Origin of the sequence: Gordonia sp. QH-12, assembly GCF_001578675.1 — a bacterium.
GTDB lineage: Bacteria > Actinomycetota > Actinomycetes > Mycobacteriales > Mycobacteriaceae > Gordonia > Gordonia sihwensis.
This window is the reverse complement of the sequence record NZ_KQ969283.1, coordinates 121376-136070: the sequence shown is the minus strand read 5'-3', so window position 1 is coordinate 136070 and position 14695 is coordinate 121376. Positions and strand designations below refer to the sequence as shown.

Here is a 14695-nt window from a genome sequence, read left to right as displayed (position 1 = left end):
GGGGCTGACAGAATGAGTCCATGAGCCGCCCCCACGTGTCGCACCAGAATCTGAACCTGCGCCCCTTGGAACAGTCCGAGAAGCTGCAGAACGTCTGTTATGAGATCCGCGGGCCAGTGCACGAGCACGCGTCCCGTCTGGAGTCCGAAGGACACCGGATCATGAAGCTGAACATCGGCAACCCCGCACTGTTCGGCTTCGAGGCGCCCGACGTCATCATGCGCGACATGATCCACGCCCTCCCGTTCTCGCAGGGCTACTCCGAATCGGCGGGCGTGCTGTCGGCACGGCGTGCGGTGGTCACGCGCTACGAGACCATTCCGGACTTCCCCTACTTCGACGTCGACGACGTCCTGCTCGGCAACGGCGTCTCCGAGCTCATCACCATGACCATGCAGGCGTTGCTCAACAACGGCGACGAGGTGCTCATCCCGGCACCGGACTATCCGCTGTGGACGGCGATGACGGCACTGTCCGGAGGCACGCCCGTGCACTACCGGTGCGACGAGGACAACGGCTGGAATCCGGACATCGAGGACATCGAGTCGAAGATCACGCCGAACACCAAGGCGATCGTCGTGATCAACCCGAACAATCCGACCGGCGCGGTCTACTCCAGAGAGGTCCTCGAGGGCCTCGTGGATCTGGCACGCCGTCATTCGCTGCTGATCCTGGCCGACGAGATCTACGACAAGATCCTGTACGACGACGCCGAGCACATCAACATCGCGAGCCTCGCCCCCGATCTGCTGGTGCTGACCTTCAACGGCCTGTCGAAGGCCTACCGGGTGTGCGGCTACCGCGCGGGATGGGTGGTTCGCACCGGCCCCAAGGACCACGCGAAGGGCTTCATCGAGGGTATGTCGATCCTCGCCTCCACCCGACTGTGCGCCAATGTCCCCGCACAGCACGCGATCCAGGTGGCGCTCGGCGGTTATCAGAGCATCGACGCGCTCACCGCCCCCGGAGGCCGGCTGTTCGAGCAGCGCAATGTGACGTGGGAGAAGCTCAACGAGATCCCGGGCGTCAGCTGCGTGAAGCCGATGGGGGCGCTGTACGCGTTCCCGCGCCTGGATCCGGAGGTGCACCAGATCCACGACGACGAGCAGTTCGTCCAGGATCTGCTGCTGCAGGAGAAGATCCTGGTGGTTCAGGGTTCGGGCTTCAATCTCCCCGACACCCATCACTTCCGAATCGTCACACTGCCGTGGGCCCAGGACCTGGCCGAGGCCATCGAACGGATCGGCAACTTCCTCTCGTCGTACCGACAATGACCGGCTCCGACGCCCTGACCAGCGGAAAAACAGACGCTAACTGCTGCTAGCAGTTAGATGTGACACCTGGTAACGTCAAATCTGTCACACCGACAGATGGAGACGCCCATGGCCGATTGGCACCGCTTCAACGTCACGAACGGCGACGTCGATCTCGCGACCTTCTCGTATGGCACGCCCGGCGAGAGCACGCCCGACAAGCCGGTCGTGCTGCTGGTGCACGGTTGGCCCGACACTCACCACCTGTGGGACCTGGTGGCGCCGCGGCTGGCGGAGCATTTCCGCGTCTACGCATACGACACGCGGGGGTTCGGCGACAGCACGCGTCCGGTAGCGGTGGAGTCGTACCGTCTCGACGCCCTGGCGCAGGACATGCTCGCGGTGTGCCACGCCGTGAACCCCGACGGCAAGACGCACATCGTCGCGCACGACTGGGGTTCGGTCCAGGCCTGGGAGACGGTCACCACCGCCGGCGCCGATGACGTGATCGCCTCGTTCACCTCCGTGTCGGGCCCGAACCTCGACTACCTCGGCGAGTGGGCTCGCGCGAAGATGGCACGGCCCACGCCGCGGGGCGTCGCACAGGCGCTCTCCCAGGTCGCCTCGTCGGCCTACACCGCGTTCTTCCAGGTCCCCGGCGCATCGGACCTGTTCTTCCGGACCTTCGGATCCGACCGCGTCTGGACGGAGTTCCTCCACCTCGTCGAGGGGACCCCGCGCGAGAACGCTCGGTTCGGCCCGACGCTGCGAGAGGACATGATCAGCGGGCTCAAGCTGTACCGAGCCAACATCCGCGGCAAGCTGGCGAATCCGGAGCCCCGGCCGACCCGAGTGCCGGTGCTGGAGGTCGTGAACGATCGCGACATCGCGCTGCGTCCGGCGATCTACGAACGCACGCACACCCACGCGGACAGGCTCTGGCGTAAGCGGACCGCCACCGGCCATTGGCTCCCGTACACCAACCCCGGTTACCTGGCGGACACGGCGATCGAGTTCATCGAGACCATCGCCGGCGGCGCACCGGTGTCCCCCAACACCATCGACCGTGCCCGCGTCGACGGGCCGGCGCGCGAACTGATCGGCAAACTCGCCGTCGTCACCGGCGCGGGCAGCGGCATCGGACGTGAGACGGCGTATGCCCTGGCCGATCTCGGCGCCGAACTGGTCCTCGCCGACATCGACCTGGATTCGGCCGAGGAGACCGCGATCGCGTGCAAGGCCAAGGGCGTCCCGGCCACCGCCTACCGGCTCGACGTCTCCGACACCGACGCGGTGACCCGCTTCGCCGACGATGTGCGCGCTGCCCACGGCGTCGCCGACATCGTCGTCAACAACGCGGGCGTGGCCCTCGCCGGATCGGCGCTGGCCGCGTCCGACGAACAGGTGGACCGGCTCCTCGCCATCAACCTGCGCGGGGTCATCAGCGGCAGCCGCGCCTTCGGCAGGCAGATGGCCGAGCGCGGCGTCGGCGGACACATCGTCAACCTGGCCTCCGCCGCGGCTTTCACCCTCTCCCGCGACCTCGGCCTGTACTCGGCGAGCAAGGCCGGTGTGCTGATGTTCTCCGAGTCGCTGCGCGCAGAACTCGCCGAGCACCGCGTCGGGGTCACCGCGATCTGCCCGGGCATCGTGCACACCAACATCACCGCGAACACCGAGTACGCCGGGGCCGCCGACGAGTCGGCGGCCCGCGAGAAGGTCGACAAGTTCTACCAGAAGCGGAACTTCACTCCCGACCGGGTCGCGCGCGACATCGTCGCCGCCATCGCGAAGAACAAGGCCGTGGTGCCGGTGACGCCCGAAGCCGAGTTCGGCTACCGCGTCTACCGCTTCTTCCCGTGGGCGGCGCGCATCGGCGCCCGTCAGAAGATCGCAGGCTGATCCACCTCGAACAGGACTCTTCTCTAGAACCGGAGGGACAGATGAACACCGGGCACACACACTCCACCGCCGACACCGATCCCGGCAAGATCGAACTCCACGCGCGCAACGTCGCATTCGATCTGTCGGAGACTCCGCTGCACTGGATCCCCGGCCACCCGATGTCGTCGAACATGATCACCGTCCTCAACCTGCTGCTGCCCGAGGGCGAACGGTGGTTCGTCGAGACCTTCAACGAGGCGCTGCCTCTGATCAAGGACGAGGCGCTCGCCGCCGACATGCGCGGATTCGTCGGGCAGGAGGCGATGCACGCCGAGGTTCACGACCGGGCCGTCGAGAACTGGCTGCGCGGACACGGCGTGGACCCCACCGGCTACCTGCAGCAGATGGAGTGGATCTTCCGGCGGGTGCTCGGACCTCGCGACGGGAACGCCGAGCAGAAGCGCAAGCACCTGATCGAACGCCTGTGGCTCATCGCCGCCATCGAGCACTACACCGCGATCCTCGGTGATTTCGCGCTGAACTGCACGTGGGCCGAGAACGGCGCCGACCCCGCGATGACCGACATGTTCACCTGGCACGGAGCCGAAGAGGTGGAGCACCGTGCGGTGGCGCACGACGCCGCCGCGTACTTCGCCGACAGTCCGCTCCGCCGCGCTCGCGCGATGGCGCTGGCCTTCCCCTTCCTGATCTGGCTGATGGCTCGCGGTTTCCGGTTCATCAACAGTCAGGATCCGACGGTCGCCGACAAGTCAGTCGTGGCGAAGACCCGCCTGTACGTCCGGAGCTACGTGCGCGACTCACGCGCCGGAGTGTTCCCGAAGCTCTCGAAGCTCGCGCTCGCGACGCTCACCTACTTCAAACCGGGCTTCGCGCCGACCGACATCGGCGACACCGCCCAGGCGGTGGCCTTCCTGGCCTCCTCGCCCGGAGCTCGTCGAGCGGCATGACGATCATGACGCACGGCTCCGCACGCCCCATCTCCGACCTCTCCACCGAACCGCCGCACCTGTACGGCCGGTTCCGCCGCGACCCGCTGATGAGGCTGCTCACCGGGGTCGGCAAGGTCTGGTTCCCGTTCTGGCGGCCGATCTCGCCGCTGCGCGATCCGGCCGCGAACGACGGCGTCATGACCCTCGACATCGTCGACCGCGAGGTGGTGGCCGTCGACGAGAACGTGATCGCCTTGACCTTCGCCGCGCCGGATCGCTCGATCCTGCCCGAGTGGCATCCCGGCGCGCACCTGGATCTACTCCTGCCGTCGGGCCGCATGCGCGAGTACTCGCTCTGCGGCGATCCCGGCGATCGGCGCACCTACCGCATCGCGGTCCGGCGCATCCCGGACGGCGGTGGCGGCTCCATCGAGGTGCACGACGGTCTGCGGGTCGGTGACTCGATCCAGGTCAAGGGACCGCGCAACGCCTTCCCGCTGGTTCTGCCCGGCTACGGATCGCCGGCGCGCACGCTGCGCTTCGTCGCCGCGGGCATCGGCATCACCCCGATCCTCCCCATGATCGCGATGGCCGACCGTTACGGACTCGACTGGTCGATGATCTACTCCGGCCGCTCCGCCGACTCGATCCCGTTCATCGACGAGCTCAGCCGGTACGGCGACAAGGTGACGGTCCGGACCGACGACGTCGACGGGCTGCCGGGCATGGACGAACTGGTGGGACCGGTCCCGGCCGGCGACGCGGGGCTGTCGGTGTACTGCTGCGGTCCGGTCCCGATGCTCGAGCGCCTGCGTACGCATCTGGCCGATCGCAGCGATATCGAGCTGCACTTCGAGCGCTTCTCGCCGCCGCCGATCCTCGACGGCACCGAGTTCACAGTCCGGATCGGTTCCACCGGACGCACGGAGACGGTCGCGGCCGACGAGTCGGTGCTCACCGCGCTGCGGCGGGTGGATCCGGCCGTCCCGTACTCCTGTCAGCAGGGATTCTGCGGCACCTGTCGGCTCAAGACGAGCGCGGGCGAGGTGGATCATCGTGACACGCTGCTGACCGGACCCGAACGGGAGGATGGCTGGTTCCTCCCGTGCGTGTCCCGGTGCCGTTCCGACTCCCTGACCGTCGAGATGTGAGGACGGCTCCGGCACCGGTCCGGGGTTTGGAACAATGCACCCCATGACCGAGTACCGAATCGATGATCTGGCACGGGCCGCGGGAACGACGACCCGCAACGTCCGCGGCTACCAGGATCGGGGACTCATCCCGCGTCCCATCCGCCGCGGCCGGATAGCGATCTACGGCGACGAGCACCTGGCGAAGCTGCGCGTCATCAACGATCTGCTGGCTCGCGGCTTCACGATGACGCACATCGGCGACTTCTTCAAGCGCGTGCAGACAGGCGACGACATCGCCGAGTCGCTCGGGCTGCGCGAGGTGGTGTCGCGGCCGTGGTCGCAGACCCCCACCGACACCGTGACCGCCGCCGAGTTGCACGCCAAGCTCAACACCAGCGATCCGAAGCTGCTGAGCCGGGTCCGCGAGTTCGGGCTCATCGAGCCGATCGGCGACGATGACCCGCCCCGCCAGTACATGATCAAGGACGTCGAGACCATCGACGCCTATCAGCGTCTGATGCAGATCGGCATACCGCTGCCGTACATCCTCGACCTGCAGCGACAGCTCGACGAGGACATGGACCGTGCCGCAAAGACGCTGATCAGCGCCGGCCGCCGCGCCATCACCGAAGGCCGCTTCGACGGCTGGATCCCGGAGAGCGGCGCCGAGTCGGACTGGGCGTCCACCTTCTTGGGCGAGCTGAAGGTCACCGGCCGGGTGGCGGCGCACAACACGCTCTACCGCGCGCTCGACCGCGAACTGGCACGACAGCTCGACGACTACCTGGCCGTCGCCCGCGAACGCCGGGACCAGCGCGAGAGCTGAAGGCGACCGTCTCGGATCGGGCCGCGTGAGACCGCGTTACCCGATCACGATCGGCGGGAGACCCGGTATCGGGTTCGGGATCGTCCGACGCCGGTTCTCCGGGGGCGGAGCCGGCGGCGCAGGGCCGGTCTGCGCCTCCGTCGGCGTGCGCCGCGTCGTCTTGGGCGGCGGCGGGGGCGGCGGAGGCGTGGTGTACCTGGCCAGCGGCGCCCGCGCCGCGGCGACATCGCGCGGATCCACCGAGCCGGGCACCCGGACCGGCTCGGACGCGGTGTTCGAGGTCCGGGCAGTCGGCCGGGTCGCCGATTCCGCTGCGCTCCGGTCGGGCCCCGACGTCTCATGAGCATTCATCGCCAGCGCCACGCCGCCGCCCCCGATCGCGAGCAGCGCCAGCGCCGCCACCACGATCATCCGGCCCCTCATACCCGGCTGCGGTTCGACGGCCGCGTCCGCGGACGCCGGCTCCTCGGCAGGTGGTTCCTCGGCGCCCTCGGCATCGTCGTACACGTCCGGCAGCGCGTTGCCGAAGCGATCCAGTCCGTAGTCGGCCGGGTCGATCAGCCCGGGGTCCGCGGCGCCGGCATCCCACGCGCGGATCGGCGGCGGTGCGGGGACGGGAGCGAGCGTCTCGGTCGGCTCGTCGTCACCGCCGAAGGTCGCCGGGAAGTCGTCGCCCGGTGCGATCACCGAGAAGCCGCGTTCGGTGAGCGACTCGGACAACCCGGGCCAGGCGGTGTCGCCGGGCCCGAGCGCGATCGCATCGACCGGCAGGGCGCCCGCGAGCTCCACCACCATTCCGTGGGCGCGATTCGCCTCCGGGACGGTGGCCTCGACGACGTCGTCGAGCGTCAGCGTGAGCACCCGGATGTGCTCGTCTCCGAGGATGAGCGCACTGTCGCGTCCGGCGAGCGAGGCGCGGGCCCGGCCCACCAGGGTGACGAGCTCGGCGAAGACCTCCGGGGCCGCAGCGTCGACGCGACCGGTATCGCGCAGGTACGCGGCGATTCTGGCGTCGAGCACGTCGGGGTGGATGCGCTCCTCGACCTCGGACGCGATCACCGCACCGTTCTCGATGCGCGCGGCCCACAGTCCGGTGGGACGCAGATCGAGGGCGATCACCGCACCCGTCGGGTCGCCGGGCAGGTCGAAGTCCGCCAGCCAGGCCGGCGGTCGGCTGAGCGGACCCGTCACGACGACTCTCCTAGTGGTGATTCGAACCCGTCACCCGCACCGGTGCCGCCGGTGCCGGCTCCGGCTCATCTCTGGAAATTGAGGTACGCCTTCGACGGCGTCGGCCCGCGCTGCCCCTGATACTTCGACCCGACCGACGCGGAGCCGTACGGGCTCTCGGCGGGGCTGGTCAACCGGAACAGGCAGAGCTGGCCGATCTTCATTCCCGGCCACAGCGTGATCGGCAGATTCGCCACGTTCGACAGTTCGAGCGTGATGTGGCCGGAGAAGCCCGGGTCGATGAAGCCCGCGGTGGAGTGCGTGAGCAAGCCCAATCGGCCGAGCGACGACTTGCCCTCCAGACGGCCCGCGAGGAAGTCGGGCAGCGAGCACACCTCCAGGGTCGAGCCGAGGACGAACTCGCCCGGATGCAGCACGAAGGGCTCGCCCTCGGCGGGTTCGACCAGGGTGGTCAACTCGTCCTGCCGCTTCGCGGGATCGATATGCGTGTACTTGGTGTTGTTGAAGACGCGAAACAGCGAGTCCAGTCGTACGTCCACACTCGACGGCTGGACCAGGCCCGGGTCGAACGGGTCGATGCCGAGGTTCCCGGCATCGATCTCGGCACGGATGTCGCGGTCTGATAGCAGCACGATTCCTCAGACTAGAGCATGAAGGCCGAGTTCATCGAGGGTCGGGAGTGCGGAGCGCACCGGGCGGCGGTGACGTCACTGCTCGTCCCGCTGCCGGCGCCGGTACTCGTCGAGCCGGCGACCGCCGGAGACTCGGTCGCGCACCAGGAGGCTGACGAAGCGGATACCGAGACCGAGCACGATCAAACTGCTCGCCATCTGAACCGATACGGCGATCCGCGCATTCTGCGATACCGCGACCAGGTCGCCGAATCCGGTGGTCGTGAAGACCGTCAGGCAGAAGTACAGGGCGTCGACTCTGCTCAGGTCCTCGTTGAACGAACCGGGCGCGTACTCGCTGAAGAGGTAGTAGGTCGCCGAGAACGAGACGATGTAGAAGCAGATCACGGCGGCGAGCATCTCGATCGCCGTCGCGACCGGGTGGTCGGACCGGAGGAAGTGCCGGACCTCCCATACGCAGAAGCCGCCGAGCAGCGCGACGCCGACGATCATCCCGGGCACCCGCCAGGTGCTGTCGCTGCCGATCGGCAGCAGGAAGTAGCCCGCGAGAAGGACCGCCGCGGCTCCGAGCGGCCGCAGCAACGCCGCGGCCACGTGGCTCGTTCGATGGGGAGCGGTGCCGGAATCGTTCATCGAATCAATCGCACCACGCGCGGCGGACCAGGCGCAGAGAATCGCCGAACCGCCCGGTGTCCGCGCCTGTCTCGCAGCAACTCACAGCAGCGTGACGCCCCAGAGCAGCGCCCAGATCACCGCCACCAGAGCGAAGTACACCAGCAGCGCACGCCGCGACTCCGCCGCGGTCGGCGTCGAATGCAGTTGCACGCCACCGAACCGGGGGAACATGTAGGTCAGCTCCAGCAATTCGCCCGCACGGACCTCACCGGTGCACTCGGCGAGGTGCTTGCGTTCGGCGCCGCGTCGGATGAACACCCGGAAACGATGCGTTCCGGGAACCACGGGGACTTCGATCCGGCCCCACTTGACCGGTGCCAGTTCGTAGCCGTCGACCTCCACGCTGATCGCCGAGGAGGCGAGCACGGGATTGAAGATCGCGAAGCCGCACATGATCGCCACCCCTTCGCCCAGGTACGGCCCCTGCGGCAGCATTCCGAATGCGAGCGGCCGCGGAAGCGGCGACGGGCCGGGCCCCCACGACGGGTGACCGCCGGGCGGTGGTGCAGTCATCGAGTCTCCGGTGGGTAGCCGATCGCGGTGATCCGAACCTAATCGGGACGGACCTCTCGCCGCGAGAGCGACCATTCGGACGGCGTACCCGCTCGGGTTCTCCACCGTGGCCCCCACAGCCGAACGGTCAGCGGGTGAACGAGCCCTCCAGCCGATTGCGCGAGCCGGGATGGATCAGCCGGGCCACACTCACCAGTCCGTGCTCGGACCAGGTCCGGCGCCGGATCAGCAGGCACGGCTCGGACCGTTCGATCTGCAGCAGCCGGCACTCCTCGGGACTGGCCAGCACCGCCTCCACCACATGCTCTCCCCGGACCAGCGGAGCCACACGGCTGAGGTAATCGTTGGGCGTGAGTTCGGTGAAGTCCTGCGCGAGATAGTCGGGCGCCTCGGCAGGATTGACGAACCTGTCCTCGACCTGGATCGGCGTCTCGTCCTCGAAATGCACCAGCACCGAGTGGAACACCGTGGTGACCCCGACGGCTTCGCTCAACGGCGCCGACGCGGTAGTGGCCTTCTCTTCGCGCACCAGCACCACCTCGGTGCGGTGCCGGTGCCCGCGCTGCTGGATCTCGTCGGCGATGTTCTTCACCTCGAACAGCGGCGACGGCGCCTTCGTTCCCGCCACAAAGGTGCCCACGCCCATCATCCGGACGATCAGTCCCTCGCCGGTGAGTTCGCGCAGTGCCCGGTTGATCGTCATCCGGGAGAGCCCCAGCGCGTTGACGAACTGGTTCTCGGACGGCAGTTGATCGCCTTCGGACCACCGGCCCGACCGGATCTGAGCCGAGACCAACCGCTTGACGCGCTCGTAGGCGGGAAGCGACTCGCCGCCGGGCTCGTCGAACAGAGCCGCGAGGTCCGCGTCGAGTTCGACCACTGCCATCGACCGCCCCTGTTCCTCGAGATCTCACCGGCCCACGAAGTCTACCGACCTCAGCCGGCCATCCGTCGCAGTTGCCGCGACGCGACGGACAGCGCGGCCAGCCCGCGGTCGGCGGAGACGGGTATCCGGGCGACCTCGTCGAGCACGGCCCGCGCCCGGCTCAGCCGGGACCCGTTGCGCTCCTCCCAGTCCGCGATCATCCGTTCGGGACCGTCGCCGGCCACCGAGTGCATGAGAACGTCGAGGGTAAGGACTCGCACGCTGTCGTACAACTCATCCCGCAGCGCCAGCCGCGCCAGCGTGTCCCACCGGCTCTCCGTCGGCAGCGCCGACACCCTGCCGAGCAGCGGAACCAGGCCCACGTGTTCGCACAGTCGGAAGTACAGTTCCCCCGCGACGGACAGTTCGCATCCGGCCCGGTCGGCGATCTCGACGACGTCGAGCAGACCGAACCGATCCAGCACCAACTCCACGTCGCGCACCAGCTCTTCGGGCGCACCGCGGCGCGCGATCGCGCGCGTACGGTCGTGCAGGTTGGTGCGGTCGGCGCCCACCAGCCAGCCGCCGAGCAGTTCCGACGCCCTCGCGATCCGCTCGCGGAACCGCGCGATCTCGGCACCGACCGCCAGCGGCTGGGGACGACGATTCAGCATCCAGCGCGCCGCCCGGTCGAGCAGCCGCCGGGAGACCAGCACGATTTCGTCGGCGACCGCGGCGGGGACATCGGCCGTACCGATGCGCGACCAGAGCTCCGGCAACCCGAACACCTCCGTCACCACGACGAACGCCCGCGCGGCGTCGTCCGTGGACGCCCCCACCTCCTCGGCGAGCCGGAAGACGTAGGCGAGGCCACCGCCCGCGACCACGCGGTTGGTCAGTTCGGTCGCGATGATCTCGCGGCGCAACCGATGCCGATCGATCGCGTCGGCGTGCGCGCGGTGCAGCGGCTGGGGGAAGTACTCGCGCAGGATCGGCACGCAGACGCCGTGGTCGACGAGGTCGCCTGCCAGCAGTTGCTCTTTCAGTTCGAGTTTGACGTGCGCCATCAGCGTCGCGAGTTCGGGGGCGGCGAGGCCCTCCCCCGCCCGCTTGCGGGCGGCGATCTCGGCGCGGTCCGGCAGCACTTCCAATGCGCGGTCGAGCGCGCCTGCGGCCTCCAGTGCCGCGATCTGCCGGGCGTGCACTCCGAGTTGCGCCGGCGCCTCGGTGAGGGCGGTACCGATCACCGCGTTCTGGGAGACGTTGTCCGCCAGTACCAATGCCGCGACCTCGTCAGTCATGGCCGCGAGCAACCGCGCCCGCGCTTCGGCGTCGATCTCACCGGCGCCCACCAGGTCGTCCAGCAGAATCTTGATGTTCACCTCGTGGTCGGAGCAGTCCACGCCGGCGGAGTTGTCGAGGGCGTCGGTGCCGACCTTGCCGCCGCCGCGCGCGAACTCGATGCGGGCGGCCTGCGTCAGGCCGAGGTTGCCGCCCTCCCCGATCACACGGGCGCGCAGGTCGCCGGCGTCCACGCGCACGGCGTCGGTGCCCTTGTCCCCCGCGTCGGCGTGAGACTCGGTGCCCGCCTTCACATAGGTGCCGATGCCGCCGTTCCACAGCAGGTCGACGGGTGCGCGCAGGATCGCCCGGATCAGCTCCGGCGGGGTCAGTTCGGTGACGGACTCGTCGAGACCGAGTGCCCGGCGCACCGGCGCACTGACCGGCACGGACTTCACGCCGCGCTCCCACACCCCGCCTCCCGCGCTGATGAGCGCACTGTCGTAGTCGGCCCACGACGACCGCGGCAGCTCGAACAGCCGCCGCCGCTCCGCGTACGACGACGCGGCGTCCGGGTCGGGATCGAGGAAGATGTGCCGGTGGTCGAAGGCCGCGACCAGCCGGATGTGTTCGCTGCACAGCATCCCGTTGCCGAAGACGTCGCCGCTCATGTCGCCGATCCCCGCGACCGTGAAGTCCTCGGCACCGACGTCGACGCCGAGTTCGCGGAATCGGCGGGTCACCGCCTGCCACGCCCCGCGGGCGGTGATGCCCATCTGTTTGTGGTCGTAGCCGACCGAGCCGCCGGAGGCGAAGGCGTCGCCGAGCCAGAAGCCGTATTCGGCGGCCACCTCGTTGGCGATGTCGGAGAACGACGCAGTGCCCTTGTCTGCGGCCACCACGAGGTAGGCGTCGTCACCGTCGTACCGGACCAGGCCGGCGGCCGGAATCACGGCACCGGTGGCACGGTCGACGTTGTCGGTGACGTCGAGCAGCGAGCGGATGAACAGGCGGTAACCGGCAACGCCCGCCGCGCGCAGCGCCGCACGATCGGCTTCGGCGTCACCGGTCGCGGCGGGCGGGCGGCGCAGCACGAACCCGCCTTTCGCTCCGACCGGAACGATCACCGCGTTCTTCACCGCCTGTGCCTTCACCAGACCGAGGACCTCGGTGCGGAAGTCCTCACGCCGGTCCGACCAGCGAAGCCCGCCGCGGGCGACCGCCCCGAACCGCATGTGCACACCCGCCATCGACGGTGAGTGAACGAAGATCTCGTGTCGCGGGCGCGGCTGCGGCAGTTCGGCGATGGCGCGCGGATCGAGTTTGAGTGCCAGCGCCTCGCGTTCGGGCGTGGCGAAGTAGTTGGTGCGCACGGTGTTCCGCACCACGTCGACCAATGCGCGCAGGATCCGGTCCTCGTCGAGACCGAGCACCGTCTCGATCAGCGCCGATACCTCGGCCGCCGCGGCCTCGCCCCCGTCGCCGGTCGCGGCGGCCGGGTCGAACCGGGCGGTGAAGTACCCGACGATCCCCGCGGCGATGTCCGGGTGACGGCGCAGGACGTCGGCGACGTAGGCGCTGCTGTACGGCAGTCCGCCCTGACGGAGGTATTCGGCGCAGGCGCGCAGCACGGTCACCTGTCGCCAGTGCAGTCCGGCGCGGGCCACCAGTTCGCCGAGCGCGTCCGGCTCGGTCCGTCCGTGCCACAGCGCCCGCACGGCGGCGGCGAAGCGCGCCGCGAAGGCCTCGAAACCGTCGGTCGGGGCGCTCGGGTAGCGGACCGTGAACTCGTACACCCAGCACGGCACCTCGGTCGGCGAGACCAGCGCGTACGGACGCTCGTCGAGCACTTCGACGCCGAGACTCTGCAGCAACGGCATCACGTCGCCCAGCGACGCCGGCTGTCCGCCGACGTACAGCGACAACCGGTGCCGGTCCGCCGCGGCCGGGTCGGCGGCGAGGCGGACATCCAGGTCCCCGGCGGCGAGCCCGGCCAGAACGTCCAGGTCCACGCGAGCGCGCCGAGGCTCGAAGTCCTGCTTGTACCCGGCGGGCAGCCCGGAGACGAACCGTGCGAGTGAGTCGCGGATGTCGGTCTGTGCGCCGTCGAGGGCCGCCTCGTCCCATCGGCGGAAGACGCGGGCGAGGGCGTCGTCGATCCCGCCCGCGGCGGTGTCTCCGGCGTCCGTGTGGTCGGCGTCGGTGTGGACGAGGGCGGCGGTGTCGGTGGGAGATGCGGTGTCCATTTCAAGGGACCCTTCCGCCGGATACCACGCTGCATCCGGCTGATCGTCGTGTCCGTTCGGGTGGTCGAACTTCTCGCGTCCCGGGACCGGTTTCGGAACCGCCCCTTGACACGAATCTGTATAGACAGGAATATACAAGTCATACTTGCAGAACGTGAGCCAGTACACAACCACCGATAAACACGACGCAGAACACCAGGAGTTCTCATGGACATCACCTCGCCCGGCCACGAAGCCCGCCCCGTCCGCGCACCGCGCGGCTCCGAGCTGAACACCCTCGGGTGGCAGCAGGAGGGCGCGCTGCGGATGCTGATGAACAACCTCGACCCCGAGGTCGCCGAACGCCCGGACGACCTGGTCGTCTACGGCGGCACCGGTCGCGCCGCCCGCAGCTGGGCCGCGTTCGACGCGATGGTGGCCACGCTCAAGACCCTCAAGGACGACGAGACCATGCTGGTGCAGTCCGGCAAGCCGGTCGGCGTCTTCCGCACCAACGAGTGGGCGCCGCGCGTGCTGCTGGCCAACTCCAACCTCGTCGGCGACTGGGCCAACTGGGAGGAGTTCCGCAGGCTCGAGGAACTCGGGCTGACCATGTACGGCCAGATGACGGCCGGCTCGTGGATCTACATCGGCAGCCAGGGCATCCTGCAGGGCACCTACGAGACCTTCGGTGCCGTGGCCCGCAAGCGCTTCGGCGGCACGCTGGCCGGGACGATCACCCTCACCGCCGGCCTCGGCGGCATGGGCGGCGCGCAGCCGCTGGCGGTCACGATGAACGACGGCGTCGCGATCTGCGTGGAGTGCGACCCGGCCCGCATCGACCGCCGGATCGCGCATCGCTACCTCGACGCGAAGGCCGAGACCGTCGACGAGGCGCTCGATCTGGCGACCAGGGCCCGCGACGAGCGCCGACCGCTGTCGATCGGCCTGCTCGGCAACGCGGCCGAGATCTTCCCGCAGCTGCTGGAGATGAACGCCCCGATCGACATCGTCACCGACCAGACCTCCGCGCACGACCCGCTGTCGTACCTGCCCGTCGGGATCTCCCTCGAGGACTGGCACACGTACGCCCAGAAGGATCCGCAGTGGTTCACCACGGAGTCGCAGCGCTCGATGGCCGCGCACGTGGAGGCGATGGTCGGGGGAGGGAGGTTCGTTTCTCAGACATCGCGAGAAGGCTGGCAGAGACAGGTTACTCGTCAGTAAACGCAAGTCGGCGCCGACATGGCGAATAGTGCTGGAATCG

Annotated in this window: 11 protein-coding genes and 1 pseudogene; 6 read left to right on the top strand and 6 right to left on the bottom strand. The window is 68.9% G+C overall.

Annotated features, from left to right (window positions below):
• Positions 1 to 20: 20 nt before the first annotated feature.
• The 5 genes from Y710_RS02600 (at position 21) to Y710_RS02580 (ending at position 6046) form a co-directional block, all read left to right on the top strand.
• Positions 21 to 1274: a pyridoxal phosphate-dependent aminotransferase gene (locus Y710_RS02600; RefSeq protein ID WP_006896966.1), complete on the top strand. Its 1254-nt coding sequence runs from the start codon at positions 21 to 23 to the stop codon at positions 1272 to 1274.
• Between the two features lie 108 nt (positions 1275 to 1382).
• Positions 1383 to 3155, top strand: coding sequence for an SDR family oxidoreductase (locus Y710_RS02595; protein ID WP_006896967.1), 1773 nt, complete (start codon positions 1383 to 1385; stop codon positions 3153 to 3155).
• A 41-nt stretch (positions 3156 to 3196) separates the two neighbouring features.
• Positions 3197 to 4105 carry a metal-dependent hydrolase gene (locus Y710_RS02590; protein ID WP_006896968.1) on the top strand — a complete coding sequence of 303 codons (909 nt, stop codon included), beginning with the start codon at positions 3197 to 3199 and terminating at the stop codon, positions 4103 to 4105.
• A complete protein-coding gene (locus tag Y710_RS02585; protein WP_174302295.1) occupies positions 4102 to 5238 on the top strand; it encodes a PDR/VanB family oxidoreductase in 1137 nt (378 codons plus the stop codon). Before Y710_RS02590 ends, Y710_RS02585 begins: the two co-directional genes overlap by 4 nt.
• Before the next feature lie 43 nt (positions 5239 to 5281).
• Positions 5282 to 6046, top strand: coding sequence for a MerR family transcriptional regulator (locus tag Y710_RS02580; RefSeq protein WP_039867658.1), 765 nt, complete (start codon positions 5282 to 5284; stop codon positions 6044 to 6046).
• Between the two features lie 36 nt (positions 6047 to 6082).
• Here the strand turns inward: Y710_RS02580 and Y710_RS02575 are convergent, their stop codons facing one another.
• The 6 genes from Y710_RS02575 to Y710_RS02550 form a co-directional block, all read right to left on the bottom strand.
• Complete coding sequence (locus Y710_RS02575) at positions 6083 to 7237, bottom strand: hypothetical protein (RefSeq protein ID WP_006896971.1); 1155 nt, start codon at positions 7235 to 7237, stop codon at positions 6083 to 6085.
• Between the two features lie 65 nt (positions 7238 to 7302).
• On the bottom strand, positions 7303 to 7869 hold the full coding sequence (dcd, locus tag Y710_RS02570) for a dCTP deaminase (protein ID WP_006896972.1): 567 nt from the start codon (positions 7867 to 7869) through the stop codon (positions 7303 to 7305).
• A 75-nt stretch (positions 7870 to 7944) separates the two neighbouring features.
• Positions 7945 to 8502: a potassium channel family protein gene (locus Y710_RS02565; RefSeq protein ID WP_045539376.1), complete on the bottom strand. Its 558-nt coding sequence runs from the start codon at positions 8500 to 8502 to the stop codon at positions 7945 to 7947.
• Positions 8503 to 8583: 81 nt separating this feature from the next.
• Entirely contained in the window at positions 8584 to 9057 is a 474-nt protein-coding gene (locus Y710_RS02560) for a hypothetical protein (RefSeq protein ID WP_006896974.1), read from the bottom strand.
• A 127-nt stretch (positions 9058 to 9184) separates the two neighbouring features.
• Positions 9185 to 9943, bottom strand: coding sequence for a histidine utilization repressor (gene hutC / locus Y710_RS02555; protein WP_006896975.1), 759 nt, complete (start codon positions 9941 to 9943; stop codon positions 9185 to 9187).
• A 50-nt stretch (positions 9944 to 9993) separates the two neighbouring features.
• Entirely contained in the window at positions 9994 to 13449 is a 3456-nt protein-coding gene (locus tag Y710_RS02550; RefSeq protein ID WP_006896976.1) for an NAD-glutamate dehydrogenase domain-containing protein, read from the bottom strand.
• Between the two features lie 207 nt (positions 13450 to 13656).
• Between Y710_RS02550 and hutU the strand changes: the two are divergent.
• Positions 13657 to 14592: pseudogene (hutU, locus tag Y710_RS02545) on the top strand (urocanate hydratase); the annotation flags it as partial.
• Positions 14593 to 14695 lie beyond the last annotated feature (103 nt).

Bases quoted from the DNA above. Each gene is read 5' to 3' on its own strand.
- Y710_RS02565 (WP_045539376.1), bottom strand. From the start codon at position 8,502: ATGAACGATTCCGGCACCGCTCCCCATCGAACGAGCCACGTGGCCGCG.
- Y710_RS02580 (WP_039867658.1), top strand. From the start codon at position 5,282: ATGACCGAGTACCGAATCGATGATCTGGCACGGGCCGCGGGAACGACG.
- Y710_RS02595 (WP_006896967.1), top strand. From the start codon at position 1,383: ATGGCCGATTGGCACCGCTTCAACGTCACGAACGGCGACGTCGATCTC.
- Y710_RS02550 (WP_006896976.1), bottom strand. From the start codon at position 13,449: ATGGACACCGCATCTCCCACCGACACCGCCGCCCTCGTCCACACCGAC.
- Y710_RS02600 (WP_006896966.1), top strand. From the start codon at position 21: ATGAGCCGCCCCCACGTGTCGCACCAGAATCTGAACCTGCGCCCCTTG.
- Y710_RS02560 (WP_006896974.1), bottom strand. From the start codon at position 9,057: ATGACTGCACCACCGCCCGGCGGTCACCCGTCGTGGGGGCCCGGCCCG.
- Y710_RS02590 (WP_006896968.1), top strand. From the start codon at position 3,197: ATGAACACCGGGCACACACACTCCACCGCCGACACCGATCCCGGCAAG.
- Y710_RS02585 (WP_174302295.1), top strand. From the start codon at position 4,102: ATGACGATCATGACGCACGGCTCCGCACGCCCCATCTCCGACCTCTCC.
- hutC (WP_006896975.1), bottom strand. From the start codon at position 9,943: ATGGCAGTGGTCGAACTCGACGCGGACCTCGCGGCTCTGTTCGACGAG.